This window comes from Micromonospora sp. WMMC250, from assembly GCF_027460215.1.
In the GTDB taxonomy this organism is placed as follows: Bacteria; Actinomycetota; Actinomycetes; order Mycobacteriales; family Micromonosporaceae; genus Micromonospora; species Micromonospora taraxaci.
Genome location: NZ_JAPZBJ010000002.1, coordinates 1,821,607 through 1,839,695, shown reverse-complemented (window position 1 = coordinate 1,839,695; position 18,089 = coordinate 1,821,607). Strand labels below are relative to the sequence as shown.

15 protein-coding genes are annotated in these 18,089 nt (G+C 71.9%); 13 read left to right on the top strand and 2 right to left on the bottom strand.

The genetic code is table 11. From position 1 onward, the window contains the following. Positions 1-6 precede the first annotated feature (6 nt). Positions 7-2,268, bottom strand: coding sequence for a catalase (locus O3438_RS07940; protein ID WP_269679327.1), 2,262 nt, complete (start codon positions 2,266-2,268; stop codon positions 7-9). Positions 2,269-2,452: 184 nt separating this feature from the next. Between O3438_RS07940 and O3438_RS07935 the strand changes: the two genes are divergently transcribed. The 13 genes from O3438_RS07935 (at position 2,453) to O3438_RS07875 (ending at position 16,812) form a co-directional block, all read left to right on the top strand. Beyond that, complete coding sequence (locus tag O3438_RS07935; RefSeq protein WP_269679326.1) at positions 2,453-3,352, top strand: alpha/beta hydrolase family protein; 900 nt, start codon at positions 2,453-2,455, stop codon at positions 3,350-3,352. Positions 3,353-3,486: 134 nt separating this feature from the next. Next, positions 3,487-4,272 (top strand): ABC transporter ATP-binding protein, encoded by a 786-nt coding sequence (locus O3438_RS07930; RefSeq protein ID WP_269679325.1) that lies wholly within the window; start codon positions 3,487-3,489, stop codon positions 4,270-4,272. A gap of 118 nt (positions 4,273-4,390) precedes the next feature. Continuing rightward, on the top strand, positions 4,391-5,113 hold the full coding sequence (locus O3438_RS07925) for an ABC transporter ATP-binding protein (protein ID WP_269679324.1): 723 nt from the start codon (positions 4,391-4,393) through the stop codon (positions 5,111-5,113). 30 nt (positions 5,114-5,143) lie between these two features. Further along, positions 5,144-6,022, top strand: coding sequence for a branched-chain amino acid ABC transporter permease (locus tag O3438_RS07920; RefSeq protein ID WP_269679323.1), 879 nt, complete (start codon positions 5,144-5,146; stop codon positions 6,020-6,022). Continuing rightward, on the top strand, positions 6,019-7,119 hold the full coding sequence (locus tag O3438_RS07915) for a branched-chain amino acid ABC transporter permease (protein WP_269679322.1): 1,101 nt from the start codon (positions 6,019-6,021) through the stop codon (positions 7,117-7,119). Before O3438_RS07920 ends, O3438_RS07915 begins: the two co-directional genes overlap by 4 nt. 85 nt (positions 7,120-7,204) lie before the next feature. Then, complete coding sequence (locus O3438_RS07910; protein WP_269679321.1) at positions 7,205-8,491, top strand: ABC transporter substrate-binding protein; 1,287 nt, start codon at positions 7,205-7,207, stop codon at positions 8,489-8,491. 343 nt (positions 8,492-8,834) lie between these two features. After that, positions 8,835-9,446: a TetR/AcrR family transcriptional regulator gene (locus O3438_RS07905; RefSeq protein WP_269679320.1), complete on the top strand. Its 612-nt coding sequence runs from the start codon at positions 8,835-8,837 to the stop codon at positions 9,444-9,446. 64 nt (positions 9,447-9,510) lie between these two features. Next, the gene (locus O3438_RS07900; RefSeq protein WP_269679319.1) at positions 9,511-12,321 is read left to right on the top strand and encodes an AAA family ATPase; all 2,811 of its coding nucleotides are present in this window, start codon (positions 9,511-9,513) and stop codon (positions 12,319-12,321) included. 46 nt (positions 12,322-12,367) lie between these two features. Beyond that, on the top strand, positions 12,368-13,516 hold the full coding sequence (locus tag O3438_RS07895) for an acyl-CoA dehydrogenase family protein (protein ID WP_269679318.1): 1,149 nt from the start codon (positions 12,368-12,370) through the stop codon (positions 13,514-13,516). A gap of 17 nt (positions 13,517-13,533) precedes the next feature. Further along, positions 13,534-13,998: a MaoC family dehydratase gene (locus O3438_RS07890; protein ID WP_269679317.1), complete on the top strand. Its 465-nt coding sequence runs from the start codon at positions 13,534-13,536 to the stop codon at positions 13,996-13,998. Positions 13,999-14,243: 245 nt separating this feature from the next. Beyond that, positions 14,244-15,383: a sensor histidine kinase gene (locus O3438_RS07885; RefSeq protein WP_269679316.1), complete on the top strand. Its 1,140-nt coding sequence runs from the start codon at positions 14,244-14,246 to the stop codon at positions 15,381-15,383. Beyond that, positions 15,380-16,042 carry a response regulator gene (locus tag O3438_RS07880; RefSeq protein WP_269679315.1) on the top strand — a complete coding sequence of 221 codons (663 nt, stop codon included), beginning with the start codon at positions 15,380-15,382 and terminating at the stop codon, positions 16,040-16,042. The genes O3438_RS07885 and O3438_RS07880 overlap by 4 nt, the downstream gene beginning before the upstream one ends. Before the next feature lie 110 nt (positions 16,043-16,152). Then, positions 16,153-16,812: a DUF2306 domain-containing protein gene (locus tag O3438_RS07875; RefSeq protein ID WP_269679314.1), complete on the top strand. Its 660-nt coding sequence runs from the start codon at positions 16,153-16,155 to the stop codon at positions 16,810-16,812. A 47-nt stretch (positions 16,813-16,859) separates the two neighbouring features. Here the strand turns inward: O3438_RS07875 and O3438_RS07870 are convergent, their stop codons facing one another. After that, entirely contained in the window at positions 16,860-17,999 is a 1,140-nt protein-coding gene (locus O3438_RS07870; RefSeq protein ID WP_269679313.1) for a cellulose binding domain-containing protein, read from the bottom strand. Between the last annotated feature and the right edge of the window lie 90 nt (positions 18,000-18,089).

Sequence of the window (18,089 nt, the reverse complement as noted above, 5' to 3'; positions counted from 1 at the left end):
GCCGGGTCAGGCCACCGAGGCCGGGAACCGTTCCCACACCCGGTGTGCGGCCATCAACTGCTGCACCGCCGTCAGGGCCTCGGCACCGGAGCCCGCCGCGACGACGCCGGGAGTGCCGGCCACCCCTACCTGTTCCAACACGCTGACGCCGGCGCCCCAGGCGCCGATCGCCTTGGCGTGCCGCCAGCACTCCTCGACCAGCAGCAGTACGCGGGGATCCACGGCGGCCGGCTCGGGCCGACCCGCCTTGTCGTCGCGGGCGGGGAGGGCGTCCGGTGCGGGCACCGGCGCTCCGGCCAGCAGGACCGCGTCGAACTCGACCGACCGGCCGGTGGCGAAGGTCCGCTGCACCGGCAGGTCGGCCACCATGCCACCGCGTGGGGCGATGAGCAACGGCACCATGCCGGCCTCGAACACGGCCCGCCGGACCTCGGCGACACCGTCCAGGTCACCGTCCGGATCGACCACGATCCCGACGGTACGACCGTCGCTCGGCCACGCCCGGCCGACCTGCGACAGCGCCGGGCTGGGCGTGACGTCGGCGAGCGGCACGCTGGGCTGCGGCGCGGGCAGGCCCAGACCGGCGGCAACCTGCTCGCACAGCACCGGGTCGATGTTGGCGAGGCTGCGCAGTTGGCGTTCCTTGATCGCCTGGTGGTAGCACTTGCCGAGCTCGAAGGTGTACGCCCGGATGATGTGTTCCTTCTCGACCGGCGACATGCTCGCCCAGAACAGGCGTGCCTGGCTGTAGTGGTCGTCGAACGAGGCCGGGTTCGCCCGCACCTTGGGCGCCTGCGCGACGGTGACCGGCACGTCGACGAACGCCTGCTCGGCGTCGCCGGCGGGGAAGGGGTTGCCACCGTCGAGCGAGTTCGGTCGGTACGGCGCGACACCCGCGTGCACGGCGTGCTGGTGGAATCCGTCGCGCAGCATGTCGTTCACCGCCGCGTGCGGCCGGTTGATCGGTATCTGCGCGAAGTTCGGCCCACCCAGACGGGTGAGCTGCGTGTCGACGTACGAGAAGAGCCGGCCCTGCAACAGCGGGTCGTTCGTGACGTCGATGCCCGGCGGGAGGTGACCCAGGTGGAAGGCCACCTGCTCGGTCTCGGCGAAGAAGTTCGTCGGCGTCCGGTTGAGGACCAGCTTGCCGATGGGCTGCACCTCGGCCAACTCCTCCGGCACGATCTTCGTCGGATCGAGCAGGTCGATGCCGGCGAAGGTCTCCTCGGGAGTGTCGGGGAAGACCTGGATGCCGAGCTCCCACTCCGGGTACGCGCCGGCCTCGATGGCGTCGTAGAGGTCCCGACGGTGGAAGTCCGGGTCCATCCCGCTCAACATCTGGGCCTCCTCCCAGGTGAGGGAGTGCACGCCCAGCTTCGGCTTCCAGTGGAACTTGGCCAGCACCGTCTCCCCGGCCTCGTTGACGAGGCGGAAGGTGTGCACGCCGAAGCCCTCCATCGTCCGGTAGGAGCGCGGGATGCCCCGGTCGGACATGTTCCACAGCGCGTGGTGCTGCGCCTCGGTGTGCAGCGAGACGAAGTCCCAGAAGGTGTCGTGGGCGCTCTGCGCCTGCGGGATCTCCCGGTCCGGGTGCGGCTTGCCGGCGTGGATGATGTCGGGGAACTTGATGGCGTCCTGGATGAAGAACACCGGCATGTTGTTGCCGACCAGGTCGAAGGTGCCCTCGTCGGTGTAGAACTTCGTCGCGAAGCCGCGGGTGTCGCGGACGGTGTCGGCCGAGCCACGCGAGCCGAGCACTGTGGAGAAGCGCACGAAGACGTCGGTCTCCCGCCCCTTCTTCAGGAACCCGGCCCGGGTGACCGCCTCGCCGGTGCCGTACGCGGTGAACACGCCGTGCGCACCGGCGCCCCGCGCGTGCACGACCCGCTCGGGGATGCGTTCGTGGTCGAAGTGCGTGATCTTCTCGCGTAGGTGGTGGTCCTGGAGCAGCACCGGGCCGCGCGGTCCGGCCTTGAGCGAGTGGTCGGTGTCGCGCAGTCGTGCCCCGTTGGCGGTCGTCAGGTACGCGCCCTGCTGACCCTTCGCGGTGGGCGGCGCGCCGGTCTCGGCGCCGGTCGGCGTACGCGTCTGCGGTGCCCCCTGTTCGGGCTTCGGCGGCAGCGGGTCGTGCGGCGTCGTCGGTTCCTCGACGGTTGGTGGCGCGCTTCCCGGCGCACCCGGGACATCGGGGGTCAGAGCGTCGGCGATCTTTCCGGAGGCGGTCTTCACGGCGTTCTTGACCGCCTCGGCGGGCTTGCTGGAATCCACGTGGTGAACCTTTCGGTGGCGCGTGTACGGGCAGGCGCCTGCCCTGCTACCCCTGGTCGGAGTGCCGAAACACGGCTGATCACGGCAAATACCGCCAGGACTGGTGATTCTGCCGATGCGGCGACCGGCCGACCGGCCAAAACTGACACACGTCGATATCCCTCGACTCTAGGGAGTGCCCGACGTGTCCTCACCAACCACCACCCGTCCCCGTTCCGTCGCAGCCCGGGCCACCCGGCTCGCCCTCGCAGCCGTCCTGGCCGCCGGTGGAGCCCTGGCCGGATCGACCGGCGCCGCCCAGGCGGCCGGCCCGTACGAGCGGGGCCCCGCTCCGACCACCGCGATCCTGGAAGCGAGCCGCGGGCCCTTCGCCACGGCGTCGCAGAGCGTGTCCTCGCTCAGCGTCACCGGCTTCGGCGGCGGCGTCATCTACTACCCGACCAGCACCAGCGAGGGCACCTTCGGCGCCATCGCCATCTCGCCCGGCTACACCGCCGCCTGGTCCAGCATCAGCTGGCTCGGGCCGCGGATCGCCTCGCACGGGTTCGTGGTGATCGGCATCGAGACCAACACCCGCCTCGACCAGCCGGACAGCCGGGGCCGGCAGCTGCTCGCCGCGCTGGACTACCTCACCCAGCGCAGCTCGGTGCGCAGCCGCATCGACAGCAGCCGCCTCGCGGTGGCCGGTCACTCCATGGGCGGTGGCGGCAGTCTGGAAGCGGCCTCGTCCCGGCCGTCGTTGCAGGCAGCGGTGCCGCTGGCGCCGTGGAACCTGGACAAGAGCTGGTCCGAGCTGCGCGTGCCCACCCTGATCATCGGCGGCGAGAGCGACAGTGTCGCCCCCGTCGCGACGCACTCGGTGCCGTTCTACAACAGCATCCCGGCCTCCGCCGAGAAGGCGTACCTGGAGCTGAACGGGGCGAGCCACTTCTTCCCGCAGACGACGAACACCCCCACCGCCCGACAGATGGTGGCCTGGTTGAAGCGGTTCGTCGACGACGACACCCGCTACGAGCAGTTCCTCTGCCCCGGCCCGAGCGGCTCGGCCATCCAGGAGTACCGCAACACCTGTCCCAGCGCCTGATCGTGGTCCCCGGGGCGGTCGCCGACGGCGGCCGCCCCGGCCGCGTGGTCGGGGCATTGAAGGTCTTGACGCGATACCCGAGAAACGTACACTGCGAGTGTAAATAAACACCCGCCACGACAGAGGGATGGGTGATGGAGCGCGGCCTCGAACTGCACCACATCGGCGTCCGTTTCGGCGGCCTCACCGCCCTCGACGACGTCTCGCTGCGGGTGCCACCCAACCGGGTGGTGGGCGTGATCGGGCCCAACGGCGCGGGCAAGACCACGCTGTTCAACGTGATCTGCGGCTTCGTCGCGCCGGAGACGGGTTCGCTCACCCTCGACGGTCGGCCGCTCCGCCCGCGGCCGCACCGACTGACCCGGCTCGGCATCGCCCGCACCCTCCAGGGCACCGGGCTCTTCGCCGGTCTGACCGTGCTGGAGAACGTGATGACCGGCGCCTCGCACACCGCCCGTGCAGGGTTCGTCCCGGCGCTGCTCGGGCTGCCGGCGAGCGACAGTGACGAGCGCCGGCTGCGCCAGCACGCCCTGGACATCCTCGACGACCTGGGCATCGCCGCGCACGCCGAGGCCGCACCGACCACACTGCCCTTCGCGGTACGCCAACGGGTCGCCCTGGCCCGCGCGCTCGCCGCCCGGCCCCGGCTGCTCCTGCTCGACGAGCCCGCCGGTGGCCTCGGCGCCGACGACATCGCCGAGTTGGCGGAGCTGATCCGCCAGCTTCCCCGGCGGGACGACGATCCCTGCGCGGTGCTGCTCGTCGAGCACCACATGGACCTGGTGATGGCGGTCTGCGACGAGCTGGTGGTGCTCGACTTCGGCCGGGTGATCGCCGCCGGCACCCCGGACGAGGTCCGCGACGACCCGGCGGTCACCGACGCCTACCTCGGTGCCACCGTCGAGGAGGTCACCCCGTGAGCGCGAGGAGTGAGCCGGGTTTGCGAGCCCCGCAGTCGCGAACGAAAGGTGGCCCCGTGAGCGCGAGGAGTGAGCCGGGTTTGCGAGCCCCGCAGTCGCGAACGAAGGAGGGCCCAGCGTGACCGGCACCGATCTGCTCGTCGTGCGCGGGCTGGTGGCCGGCTACGGCGCCGCGCCCGTGTTGCAGGCCGTCGACCTCACCGTCCCGGCGGGCACGATCGCCGCGGTCGTGGGCGCCAACGGCGCCGGCAAGACGACACTGCTCCGTGCGCTCTCCGGCATGATCCGTCCGGCCGCCGGTCAGGTCGTCCTGGCCGGGGAGGACCTTCGGGGTACGCCGGTGGAGCAGCTCGTCCGACGCGGCATGGCGCACGTGCCGGAGGGGCGGGGCGTGATCAGCGAGTTGACCGTCGACGAGAATCTGCGGCTCGGTGGGCTGTGGCGGCGCGACCGGGCCGACGCCGGTCGGGCCCTCGACGAGGTCTACGAGCTCTTCGAGCCCCTGGCCCGTCGCCGCCGGCACCTCGGCCACCAGCTCTCCGGGGGTGAGCGTCAGATGCTCGCGCTCGGCCGGGCCCTGGTCGGTCGCCCCCGACTGCTGTTGCTCGACGAGCCGTCGCTGGGCCTGGCACCACGGGTGGTCGCCCGGACCATGTCCCTGCTCCGCCAGCTCCGCGACCGCACCGGCCTGACCGTGTTGCTGGTCGAGCAGAACGTCCGCAGCGCACTCGGCGTCGCCGACCAGGGGATCGTGATGTCCCTCGGCCGGGTGGTGATCGCCGCCCCGGCGGCGAAGCTGCGCGACGACGTCGACCTGCGCCACGCGTACCTCGGTTTCTGACCACCACCTCGTCCCCCGGAGGGAGGACTGTTGGACCGCTTCGTCTTCCTCACCGTCGACGGCCTGTCCCGGGGCGCGGTGTACGCCGCGTTCGCGCTGGCCCTGGTGCTCATCTGGCGGGCGGCGCGGGTCGTCAACTTCGCCCAGGGCGCGATGGCCGTCGCCGCCGCGTACGTCGCGTACTCCGTCGCCGCCGCGACCGGCTCCTACTGGCTGGGCTTCGTGGTCGCGATCGTCGCCGGCCTGCTGCTCGGTGCGTTGGTGGACCGCGTCGTGATGCGGCACGTCGACCATGCCTCACCGCTCAACCCGGTGATCGTCGCGCTCGGGCTGGTGCTGTTGATCCAGGCCGTGCTGGGCATGGTGTACGGCAACGAGTTCCGTCCCGCCGAGGCGCCGTTCAGCAGGGCCGCCCTCAGCGTGGGCGGTGTCGCCGTCCTGTCGCCGTACGACCTGTTCGTCTTCGCCGCGATCGGGGTGGTGGTCAGCGGCCTCGCGTGGATGTTCGCGCGTACCCCGGTGGGTTTGCGGATGCGCGCGGCGGCCTTCGCGCCCGAGGTGTCCCGGTTGCTCGGGGTCAACGTCGGGGGCATGTTGACCCTCGGGTGGGCGCTGGCGTCCGGGGTGGGCGCGCTGGCCGCCATGCTGGTCATCCCGACCGAGCTGGGCCTGCATCCGCACGCGATGGACCTGGTGTTCGTCTCCGCGTTCACGGCGGCGGTGGTGGGTGGGCTGGACAGCCCGCCGGGCGCTGTGGTCGGCGGCCTGGTGGTGGGTCTGCTGCTCTCCTACGTGAGCGGGTACGCCGGCAGTGACCTCACGCCGCTCGCGGTGCTGGTCCTGCTGCTGGCGGTGTTGTTGGTCCGGCCCGGTGGGTTGTTCGCCCCGGTCGCGGCGAGGCGGGTGTGAGCGCCACGAAGGCGGCGCTGCCGCCGAGGCACCGGCCGGACGACGCCGCTGACCGGCCCGCCGACCGGCGACGTGGCTCGACCCTGCTGCGCCACCTCGCCGTGGTGCTCGCCGTCGGGTTGGTGCTGGTGGGGGTCAGCTACGCCGTCGAGCCGTTCCGGAACTTCCAGCTCGCCACCGTGCTGGCCTATTTCTGCGCGACCGCCGGGCTGACCGTCCTCACCGGCCTCAACGGTCAACTGTCGCTCGGGCACGGGGCGTTGATGGCCACCGGCGCGTACACGGTGGCTCTGTGCCAGACCGCGTTCGCCGACCGGGGGATGACCGGCGGCTGGCTGTTGCCGCTCTCGCTGGTCGCGGCGATCGTCAGCACTGTCGCGGTCGGCGCGGTGGTGGGTGTGGCCGCGGCGCGGCTGCGGGGCCCCTATCTGGCCGGGGTGACGCTCGCGGTGGCCATCGTCGTGCCGGCGCTGGCGGTGACCTTCGACGGCGTGTTCAACGGGGAGCAGGGGTTGTCCGTGCCGGTGGAGCCGCCACCGTTGGCGCTCGGCCCGTACTTCCCCTACGAGCGGTGGCAGCTCTGGCTGACCGGGGCGGCGACCCTGCTCGCCCTGCTGTTGCTGGCCAACCTCATCCGCAGCCGGTACGGGCGGACCTTCCGGGCGGTCCGGGACGACGAGGTGGCGGCCCGTCTCGCCGGCATCCACGTGGCCCGCACCCAGGTCCTCGCGTTCGTGGTCAGTGCCGCCACCGCCGGGCTCGGCGGCGCGTTGCTGGCGGTCCTCGCGCAGAGCGTCTCCCCGGGGGCGTTCTCGCTGACCCTGTCGCTGTTCCTGTTGATGGCCGTGGTGATCGGTGGTCTCGGCCGTCTCAGCGGCGCGTTGTGGGGGGCCGTCCTGCTGGTCGCCCTGCCCGACCTCACCCACTCCGTGACGGAGATGCTCACGCTCTCGCCCGCTGTGGCGCAGCGGCTGGAGGGCAACCTCCCGCTGGCGATCTTCGGCCTCACCCTGATCGTCGTCATGATCGCCGCCCCCGGCGGCGTGCAGGGACTGCTGTCCCGTCTTGGTCGGCGCCTGCGGGCCCGGCGTTCCTGAGCTGTTCTCCAGCCCGGCCCTCGGCCGGGCGCCCCACCACCCACACCGTTCCCGCAAACCGGACCGAGAAAGGTCGGTGTTCTCCATGCACCGTTTGGCACAACGTGGTCTCGCGATCGCCAGCACCATCGCCCTGTTGGCCGCCGCCGCTGGTTGCAGCGGTGACGACGGCTCCGGTCCCGGCGGAGCGTCCGTGCCGGGCGTCACCGACACCGAGGTCGTCGTCGGCACCCACATGCCGCTCACCGGTCCGGCCTCGGCGGGCTACTCGAAGATCGCCCCGGCGACGAAGGCGTACTTCGACTACGTCAACGCCAACGGCGGTGTGCACGGCCGGAAGATCACCTACAAGATCATGGACGACGGTTACAACCCGGCGAACACCCAGCAGGTGGTACGTCAGCTGGTCTTGCAGGACAAGGTCTTCGCCATCCTCAACGGCCTCGGCACTCCTACGCACACCGGCGTGCTCGACTTCCTGAAGAGCAACCGGGTGCCCGACCTGTTCGTCGCCTCCGGCAGCCGCAGCTGGGACCAGCCGGACAAGTATCCCGGCACGTTCGGGTTCAACCCGGACTACACCGTCGAGGGCAAGATCCTCGCCAACTACGCCAAGACCAACCTGGCCGGGCAGAAGGTCTGCTTCCTCGGGCAGGACGACGACTTCGGCCGGGACAGCCTGGCCGGTGTGGAGAAGGTGCTCGGCGCCGGTGCCGTGGCGGTGAAGCAGACGTACGTCACCAGTAACACCAACGTCGCTCCGCAGATCGGCGCGTTCAAGGCGGCCGGATGTCAGGTCGTCGTGCTCGCCACGGTGCCGGGCTTCACCGCGCTCTCCGTCGGCACCGCGGCCCGGCTGGGCTTCAAGCCGCAGTGGCTGGTCTCCAACGTCGGCGCCGACCACCCGACCCTGGCCAAGCAGCTCGGCGCCGCCGCACCGCTGCTGGAGGGCATGGTCGGCACCAACTACCTGCCGATGCAGAACGACACGGCCAACCCGTGGATCCAGCTCTTCACGAAGGTGAACAAGGAGCACAACGGGGACGCCCCGTTCGACGGCAACACCGTCTACGGCATGTCGGTCGGCTACCTCTTCGTGCAGACGTTGCTCGCCGCCGGCAAGGACCTCACCCGCGAGAAGGTGCTGGAGGCCGTGCAGAAGGGCGGCTTCCAGGGCCCCGGGCTGGTGCCGCTGCGCTTCTCCGAGAAGGACCACTCGGGTTACGGCGGTCAGCGTCTGAGCCGGGTGAGCGGGGGAGTGCAGAGCTACTTCGGGCCCTCGTACGAGACCGACGAGGCGGACGGGGCGGTCAACGAGTACACCGCCGCGCCGGCAGCGCCGCCGGCGAACGGGGTGCCGACCGTCTCCTGACCCGATCGACAGTCGTCCGACCGGGCGGGGTCCCGCGTGACCGCACCCGGTCGGACGACTGTGCCCGCTAACTCCGACCGATCGTCCGGGCGTTGACCGTCACTGATTCCTCCTCCTACTATCTGCACTGTGGATGCATATTCGGCTCGCCTTCGGGACCGTCTCGCCATCGTCGGCGGCGCGAGTCGCGGCATCGGCCTGGCCATCGTCCGCGACGGCGGCGTCTCGCTGACCGGTCGGTCCGGATGACAGTGCCGACGGTCGGCCCGGAACCGCTGATCACCGCCTGTCTAGACTCGGCGGTGCGTCAGGAGGCGCCGTGGCGGTGAGGAGGCGGGGGCGGATGGACGGGGTCGAGGTAGCGAGTCGGGTCGACGGGCGTACCGCCCGGGCCGAGCGCACCCGTGCGGCCATCGTCGAGGCGCACCTCGCGCTCATCGGTGAGGGCGACCTGCGCCCGACGGGGGAACGCATCGCGGAGCGGGCCGGCATCTCGCTGCGGACGCTGTGGACCAACTTCAAGGACATGGAGACCCTCTTCGAGGCGAGTGGCGCGGAGGTGCTCCGCCAGCAGGACGCCGCCTACCGGCCGATCCCGACCGGGTGGCCGTTGGCGAAGCGGGTCGACGCGTACTGCCGGCAGCGGGCCCGGCTGCTCCAGCTCATCACTCCGTCGGCACGGGCCGCCCAGATGCGGGAGCCGGTCTCCGACCAGCTGCACCGCAACCGCCTCAAGCACATCGACCGGGTGCGGGACGAGGTCGAGGAACTCTTCGCCCCCGAGCTGGTGCTGGCTGGCAGGGGTCGGGAGCAGCTGCTCAACGCCCTGGTGGCGGCGAGCATGTGGCCAGCCTGGTCGATGCTGCGGTACGGCCTCGATCTCGGTGTGGACCAGGCTCGCGCGGTGATGACCCGGACGGTGGGCGCCCTGTTGGCGGAGGTCGCGGCCGACTGAGATCGGCTTGGTTCGATGTCGCAGCCTCTTTCCATCCGGATCCCAATGGGTGACACTGGCAGGCATGGTTACTGCATCAAGAGTGCAACTAACCGTGCTGCGTGGCCGGGACGACGAGTGCCGGTCGGTCCGGAGCCTGATCGACGACGTGACAAGCGGTGGCGGTGCGGTGCTGCTGCACGGCGAACCCGGATCGGGTCGGACGGCGCTGGTCGGGTACGCCCACCGGCACGCCCAGCACTGCACCGTGCTCGCCGGTAGCGGACTCGCCGAGGAGGCCGCTCTCCCGTACGCCGGCCTGCAACGTCTGGTCGATCCAGTGCTCGACCGGGCCGCCGCCCTGCCGGAGGAGCAGCGCCGGCTGCTGTGGCGCGCGCTCACCGGCGACGGCTGCCCGGCCGACCGCCGGCTGACGCTGTCGATGGCGGTGCTCGGGCTGCTCGGCGCCGCTGCCGGGGACCGTCCGCTGCTCGTCACCATGGACGACGTCGACAGGGGTGACCCGCAGACCGCCGAGGTGTTGGCCTTCGTCGCCCGCCGGTTGCGGCCACTGCCCGTCGCCGTCCTGCTCACCGCGGGCGTCACCGCCGCTGTCGACGGGATACCCGCGTACCGACTGCGCGCGTTGACCGAGCAGGAGAGCGCGGCCGTCCTCACCGACCGGCTGCGGTCGTCCGCCGGATCGGAGGCGGCCGCCCGCTTCCCCGAGCGACCCGCCCCGTCGGTCCTGACCGCGTTGGCCGTCGTCGGAGGCGGCAACCCGCAGGCGTTGGTGGACCTCGTCGCGGTCCTCACTCCGGGTCAGTGGCGCGGGGAGGAGGCGCTGCCCGCGGCGCCACCGGCGGACGGCGTCCTGGGCCGTGCGTACCGGGCCCGACTGGACCGACTGCCGCCGGAGACCCGACGGGTGCTGCTGCTCGCCGCGCTCGACGAGGGCGGCGGGCCGGGAACGGTCCGGGCCGCCGGTGGCGAGGTCGAGGCGCTCGCTCCGGCGGAGATGGCCAACCTGGTCCGCGTCGAACCCCGAGGCGTCACCTTCCCCCAGCCGCTGGTGCGCACGATGATCGCGGCCAGCGCGCCGCTCGCCGAACGACGCGCGGCGCACCGACTGCTCGCCGGGGCGCTGGTCGCCGACGGGCAGCGGCTGCGCCGGGCGATGCACCTCGCCGCCGCCGCGGCGGGTGTGGACCCGGCCCTCGCCGACGAGCTGGAAGAGGCGGCGGCCGGTGGCGTCGACGGCTGGGCCACCGCGTCGGCGGCGCTGTGCTGGGCCGCGGAACTCAGCGACGACCCGACCCGTACGGCCGCCCGGCTACTGACCGCCGCCCGCTATGCCTGGGCCGGGGGTCAGCCCGACGTGGCTCGACTCCTCCTCGACCGCCTCCGCCCGTTGTGCACCGACCCGGACGTCCGGAGTCGCGCCGACCTGCTGCTCGGTGAGCTGGAGCTGCGGTGCGGCGACGCGGCACGGGCGTCGGCCAGGATGCTCGCCGCCGCGGCGGCGGTGGCCGGCACCGACCGCGTGCTGGCACTGTCCGGGTTGGTCCGAGCCGGCGAGGCGGTCTGCTTCGCCGGCGACCAGTACCGCTACGCCGAGGTCGGCCGGCGGGCGTCGGCGTTGCGCCGGCCGGACGACCCTCCCGCCACCGAGTTGATGAGCAGCCTGGTCGCCGGGGTGGCGGCGACCCTGCGCGGGGACCACGAGCGGGCCGGTCCCGCGCTGCGTCGCGCCGTCGTGCTGGGTGGACGGCTGACCGGACCGGCGTCGACCCCCACCGCGCTCAGCTGCGCCGCGGCAGCGGGCCTGGTGGTCGCGGTGGATGGCGCGGCACATCGACTCGCGGACCGTGCCGCCACCGTGGCCCGGGATCGGGGCGAGCTGTCCATGCTGTCCCGGGCGCTGGAGTTGCGGGCGGTCGCCGAATACTGGCTGGGTCGACACGAGGCGGCGGCGGAAACCTCCCGTGACGGGCTGCGGGTCGCCCGGGCCACCGGCCAGGTCAACTGCGCCAACGTCCATCTCGGCATGCTCGCCGTGCTCGCCGCCGTACGGGCCGACCGGGACGCCACCCTGGCGCGGATCCGCGAGATGGGCGAGGCGCCGACGGCGGGCAGCCGTCCGCACGCGCTCGCCGGTTGGGCACTGGCCGTGCTCGACCTGGTCGACGGCCGACACGCCGAGGCCGCCGACCGGTTGGCGTCGTTGGCCCGGCTCGGCACCGGGCGGGGTCAGGTGCTCGTGCAGGTGATGGCCACCCCGTACCTGGTGGAGGCGGCAGCGCACCTGCCCTGCCGACCGGCGGCGACGGCGGCGCTCGCCGTGTTCGACAGGTGGGCCAGCAGCACCGCGAGCCCGTTGCGTCGGGCCCTGTCCGCCCGGTGCCACGCGTTGCTCGCGCCTCGCGGCGGACCCGAGGCCGAGCAGGAGTTCCAGCGGGCGCTGCGGCTGCACCCGACCGATGCCGGCACGTTCGAGCGGGCACGCACCGAGCTGCTGTTCGGTCAGGAGTTGCGTCGCCGTCGACGCCCGCGCGACGCGCGGACGCACCTGCACCAGGCCCGCGAGATGTTCACGTTGCTCGGGGTCGGTCGCTGGGCCGAGCAGGCCACCACGGAGCTGCGGGCGGCCGGCGAGTCGGTCGGTCCACCGGACCTGCCGGCGGCGCGGTTGCTGACCGGGCAACAACTACGGATCGCCGAGCTGGTCGCGGAGGGCGCCACCAACCGGGAGGTCGCCGCCCGGATGTTCCTCTCCACCCGTACCGTCGACCACCACCTGCGCAACGTGTTCCACCGACTGGGCATCCGTTCACGTACCGAGTTGGCCCGTGCGTTCGCCACCGAGCGGCACGTCGGGCTGGTCTCCGACCGGTGACGGTCCGGTCTGGACGCCGTTAACTATCACCGCTAGTTTAATGGCCATGGAGCTCACCCTCTCCGCCGAGCAGGCTGCGGTCCGCGAACTGGCCGCCGACTTCGCCGACCGGGAGCTGTTACCGCACGCGGCCACCTGGGACCGACGCGAGTCGGTCGACCCCGCCGTGGTCGGCATGCTGGGAGACCTGGGCTTCCTGGGGTTGACCATCGCCGAGGCCGAGGGCGGCTCCGGTGGCGACCACCTCGCGTACTGCCTGGTCCTGGAGGAACTCGGCCGGGGCGACTCGGCCGTGCGCGGCATCGTCTCGGTCTCGCTCGGCCTGGTCGCGAAGTCGATCGCCGCCCACGGGTCGGCCGGCCAGCGGGCCGAGTGGTTGCCCCGACTGTGCGCCGGCACCGCGCTCGGCTGCTTCGCGCTGACCGAACCGGACAGCGGCTCGGACGCCGCGGCGCTGCGGACCCGCGCGGTCCGCGACGGCGCCGACTGGCTGCTCACGGGCACGAAGACGTTCATCACCAACGGCACCACCGCCGACGTCGCGCTGGTCTTCGCCCGCACCGGCGGCCCCGGGCACCGAGGGATCACCGCGTTCCTGGTGCCCACCGACAGCCCAGGGCTGACCCGACAGGAGATCCACGGCAAGCTGGGCCTGCGCGGCCAGGCCACCGGCGAGTTGCGCTTCGACGGGGTACGCGTGCCCGACGCGGCTCGCCTCGGGCCCGAGGGCGGCGGGTTCCGCCTGGCCCTGGCCACCCTCGCGAAGGGTCGGATGTCGGTGGCCGCCGGGTGCGTCGGCATCGCCCAGGGCTGCCTCGACGCGGCGGTCGGCTACGCGGGGCAGCGGACCCAGTTCGGCAAACCCATCGCCGGGCACCAACTCGTCCAGCAACTCCTCGCCGCCATCGCGGTCGACACCGCCGCCGCCCGGCTGCTGGTGTGGCAGGTCGCCGACCTGATCGACCGTGACCAGCCGTTCGCCACCGAGGCGTCGATGGCCAAGCTCTTCGCCAGCGAGGCCGCCGTCCGCGCGGCCAACAACGCGGTCCAGGTGTTCGGCGGGTACGGCTACATCGACGAGTACCCGGTCGGCAAGTACCTGCGGGACGCGCGGGTCGCCACCCTCTACGAGGGCACCAGCCAGATCCAGCAACTCCTCATCGGACGCGCACTCACCGGCGTCAACGCCTTCTAGCTGCAGGGAGAGCAGGCATGAGAGTCTTCAGCTCGTTCGAGGAGTTGGCCGCCGCGGTCGGCGAGACCTTCGGGCCCGGGCCGTGGCGACCTGTCGAACAGAAGCGCGTCGACCTCTTCGCCGACGCCACCGACGACCACCAGTGGATCCACCTCGACCCGGCCCGAGCCGCGGCGGGACCGTTCGGCGGCACCATCGCCCACGGGTACCTGACCCTGTCGCTGCTACCGACGCTGGCCGGCCAGCTCTACCGGGTGGACGGGGTGACGATGGGGGTCAACTACGGCCTGAACCGGGTGCGCTTCCCCGCGCCGGTCCGGGTCGGCACCGCCGTCCGGGCCACCGCCACCATCGCCGAGGTGACTCCGGTGAGCGGCGGGGTCCAGGTGGTCGCGACGGTCACCGTGGAGAGCGACGGCGGCGGCAAGCCCGTCTGCGTCGCCGAGACCGTGAGTCGTCTCTACCGCGCCCCGGATCAGTGATCGGCTAGACGGTACGTCCTCGCTCAAGACAGGGCTGCGGGCACAGCCGAGGGCTCTCGCCATCCGCGTCGGCCGGTCCGCCAGGTCGATGTGTTGTTGAGCGATATACCTCAGAGTCATAGTTATGACCCTGAGGTATATCGCTTTCCGCCGCGATCCGCCCCGGCCGCGCACAGCCCGCGCTCACCACCGCAGTCGTACTTTGGGACGATCTGGGTTCGCACCACCGTTCGTACGATGGCCTCATGCTCTCCCGCCTGCGCGCTGTGTTGGCCGAGCCGCGCGTCCCAACCACCCCGCCCCGGGGGTGGCGTGACTGGGTGTTGATCGCGGTCCTCGCGCCGGCGGCCCTGGTGGAGGCGCTCCTCCGGCCCGATTTGCCGTGGTCTGTGGGTTGCCTCGTCGTCGTGCTCGCCCTGCTACCCACGCTGCTGTGGCGGCGTACGCGGCCGTTGACGATGGTGGCGATCGCATTCGGTTCCGCCACGGTGGGCCCGTTCGTGCTGCCCGGCGATCCCTGCCAGATGTTCACGGCGAGCTTTCTGGTCCTGCTGGTCTCCGCGCTCTTCCGCTGGGGTTCCGGCCGGGATGCCGCGATCGGTTCGGTACTGGTGGTGGCCAAGGTGACCGCCGCCGGTCTGGCCGGTTCGGTCGACGGCGGTGAACTGGTGGCCGGCTTCGCGGTGATGTTCGCCGCCGCCACACTGGGCACCGCGACCCGCTTCCGCGCCACCGCGCGGACGCGCGAGCTCGACCAGGTGAAGCTGTTGGAGCGTGAGCGGTTGGCCCGCGACCTGCATGACACGGTGGCCCATCATGTGTCGGCGATGGCGATCCGCGCCCAGGCCGGTATCGCCGCCTCGGCGAGCCAGCCGAACGCCGCCGTCGAGGCGCTGCGCGTCATCGAGGCCGAGGCGTCGCGCGCGCTCGCCGAGATGCGCGCGATGGTCCACGTCCTTCGCCGCGACCAGACCGCCGACCGGGTGCCCGTCCCACGGGTCGCCGATATCGAGAGCCTCGCCGGCCGCTTCCGCAGCGGGCCGGAGGTCGACGTGGATCTCCGCGGCGACCTTGGCGACCTGCCGCCCGCGGTCGGCTCCGCGCTCTACCGCCTGGCGCAGGAATCGGTCACCAACGCCCGACGCCACGCCCGCCACGCCACCCGCATCGAGGTCAGCGTCACGGCTGACGAGCGTTCGGTGCGGCTGCGGGTCAGCGACGACGGCGAGGCCGGTGCCGCACGACCGAACGGCTCGTCCGGGTTCGGCCTGGTGGGCATGTCGGAGCGCGTCGACCTGCTCGGCGGCACCTGCGAGGCGGGCCCCAATCCCGACCGGGGATGGACCGTCACGGCCGTGCTCCCGCGCGAGGGGGTCGGCGCGTGACCATCCGCGTGCTCGTCGCGGACGACCAGGAGATCGTCCGTACCGGTCTCACCATCATCCTGAACACGCAGCCCGGCATCGAAGTCGTCGGTGGCGCCGGCGACGGACGCCGGGCGGTCGAACTCGCCCGGCGGCTCCGCCCCGACGTGTGTCTCTTCGACATTCGGATGCCGGGCATGGACGGCATCGAGGCCACCCGCGCGCTCGCCGGGCCCACTGTCGCGGAGCCGCTCGCGGTGGTCGTCATCACGACCTTCGACCTCGACGAGTACGTGTACGCAGCTCTGCGCGCCGGCGCTCGCGGCTTTCTGCTCAAGGAGGCCGGTCCCGACCTGCTCGGCCAGGCCGTTCGCGCGGCTGCCAACGGGGACGCGCTGATCGCGCCGAGCGTCACCACTCGGCTGCTGAAGGCGTTCGCGGACACGGGTCCCGCCGCGCCACGTCAGCAGCCCGTCGAGCCTCTCACCGACCGGGAGGAACAGGTGCTCGTCGCTGTCGCGCGGGGGCGCACCAACAAGGAGATCGGCGACGAGTTCCACATCACGTTGAGCACCGTCAAGTCGCACGTCACCAGCCTCATGACCAAGCTGGGAGTGCGTAACCGGGTCGAGGTGGCGATGTGGGCGTACGAGACCAACCGCATCGGGACGCGGTGGTGACGACTGCGCTGACCGGCGGAAGTACGACGACGGCGTCCGACCATGGGCCGACACGATCGCGGCCCATGTGCCGATGAGCCGGGGCGGGTGCGGCACCCACCATCGGTGGCATGACGTTCCGCGAATGGCGGCTACCGGCCGCGTTGATCCTCCTGGGCCTGATACCGATGGTCGCCGGTGCGGGGCGGCTCACCGAGTTGAGCACCGGACCGGTTGTCACCCCGGCGAATGCTCGCTTCGTCGCCGATCCGCTGCCGGTGATGCTGCACGTCGTCGGCGCGGTGGTCTACACGATCCTCGGCGCGTTCCAATTCGTGCCCAGCCTGCGCCGCCGCCGATGGCACCGTCGCGCCGGCCGGTTGCTCGTGCCCTGCGGACTGACTGTCGCGTTCACCGGGCTCTGGATGGCCTTCGCCTACGACCTGCCGGCGCATGACAACGACGTGCTCGCCGGTCTGCGGCTCGTCTTCGGCTCGGCCATGGCCGTCTCGATCCTGCTCGGCCTGGCCACCGTGCTCCGCCGCGACATTGCCCAGCACCGCAGGTGGATGGTGCGCGGCTACGCGATCGGCCTCGGTGCCGGCACGCAGGCGTTCACGCACGCGCCGTACCTCATCGCGGTCGGCGAGCAGCCGGACGGGAACGTCCGGGCCGGGCTGGTGCTCGCCGGCTGGATGATCAACCTCGCCGTGGCCGAGTGGTACCTGCGTCGTCCGGACCACACCACGCGTTCTCGACCGGCTCGGCAGCCGAGTGCTGACGCCCGCTGAGAGCACGCGGCGCCGGGCCACCGAGACCCGGCACCGCGCGGTTGCTCTCAGGCGACCGTGCAGGCGGTGCCGTTGAGGGTGAACGCGGACGGGCGGCCACTGTTGCCGGTGTGGGTCGCCTGGAAGCCGATGTCGACCGACGTGTTCGGCGCGATGGTCGCGTTGTACGAGACGTTGCGGGCGGTGACCGCGCCACTGGACGGGGAGTAGCCCGCGTTCCAGCCGCTGGTGATGCTCTGCCCGCCGGGCAGCGTGAATGCCAGGGCCCAACCGTTGACCGGCGTGCTGCTCGTGTTGGTCACCGAGATCGAGGCGGTGAGACCACTGTTCCAGGCGTTGACCGTGTACGCGACGCGGCAGTCACCCGACGGCGGCGGCGTCGTCGGCGGGGGAGTGGTGGGTGGGGGAGTGGTCGGAGGTGTGTCGCCGCCGATGCTGCCGGGCACCGTCCTGAGTGCGTCGTACCAGGCTGCGGCCATCTTGCGGTAGCCGGTGGCGTTGGGGTGCACGCCGTCGGCCAGGTCGCTGAGCGTCAGGGCACGGTACATGTCGACCAGGTGGACACGCTTTCCGGCGGCGGCGCGGCTCTGCACGATCCCGGGGATGGCGTTGTTGTATCCCCGGACCTGGTTGTCCGCACCGGACTTCGGGATGATCGTCGCGACGAACACGTCCGCGTTCGGGGCGGTGCTGGTGATCCGGTCGACGAGGGTGGCCAGTCGACCCGGTGCGCCGGACGTGTCGCCGTACATGTCGTTGGTGCCGATGTGCAGCAGCACGGTCCGGGGGTTCGTGGCCCGCAACCAGTTGACCACGTTGGCGTCGATCTGGGCGATCGTCCAGCCGGAGTGCCCCTGGTGGTCGTGGTCGCCGAGGCTTGCCGGGCCGTTGAACTGCGAGCCGACGAAGTCGATCCGGTAACCGCCGGCCGTGAACCGTTGCCACAGCTCGATCCGGTAACCGCCGGGGACGTTGAACCCGTCGGTGATGGAGTCACCGAGCGGCATCACGCGTACTCCGCCGTTGGACTCTGCGCTCGCCGGACCGGTCGCGATCGGTATGGCGGCGATCAGGGCGGCGACGGCGGTCAGGGCGACCCACCACAGGCGGGCGCGTCGGGGCCGCGACGTCGTAGCGATGGCGGTGGGTGCGGGAGGGACGGGAGTGGCGAGCATCGAACTGCTCATGGGACTTCCTCTGGTGGGGTGCGCGACAGGCAGCGGCCGCCGAGGGGACGGCTGCTGCCCTGACGCGGCACGCGGAGGTGGGCGTCGCGT

Coding starts and splice junctions, on each gene's coding strand:
- O3438_RS07930 (WP_269679325.1), top strand. CDS start 3,487: ATGGAGCGCGGCCTCGAACTGCACCACATCGGCGTCCGTTTCGGCGGC.
- O3438_RS07900 (WP_269679319.1), top strand. CDS start 9,511: ATGGTTACTGCATCAAGAGTGCAACTAACCGTGCTGCGTGGCCGGGAC.
- O3438_RS07895 (WP_269679318.1), top strand. CDS start 12,368: ATGGAGCTCACCCTCTCCGCCGAGCAGGCTGCGGTCCGCGAACTGGCC.
- O3438_RS07890 (WP_269679317.1), top strand. CDS start 13,534: ATGAGAGTCTTCAGCTCGTTCGAGGAGTTGGCCGCCGCGGTCGGCGAG.
- O3438_RS07885 (WP_269679316.1), top strand. CDS start 14,244: ATGCTCTCCCGCCTGCGCGCTGTGTTGGCCGAGCCGCGCGTCCCAACC.
- O3438_RS07910 (WP_269679321.1), top strand. CDS start 7,205: ATGCACCGTTTGGCACAACGTGGTCTCGCGATCGCCAGCACCATCGCC.
- O3438_RS07870 (WP_269679313.1), bottom strand. CDS start 17,999: ATGAGCAGTTCGATGCTCGCCACTCCCGTCCCTCCCGCACCCACCGCC.
- O3438_RS07905 (WP_269679320.1), top strand. CDS start 8,835: ATGGACGGGGTCGAGGTAGCGAGTCGGGTCGACGGGCGTACCGCCCGG.
- O3438_RS07875 (WP_269679314.1), top strand. CDS start 16,153: ATGACGTTCCGCGAATGGCGGCTACCGGCCGCGTTGATCCTCCTGGGC.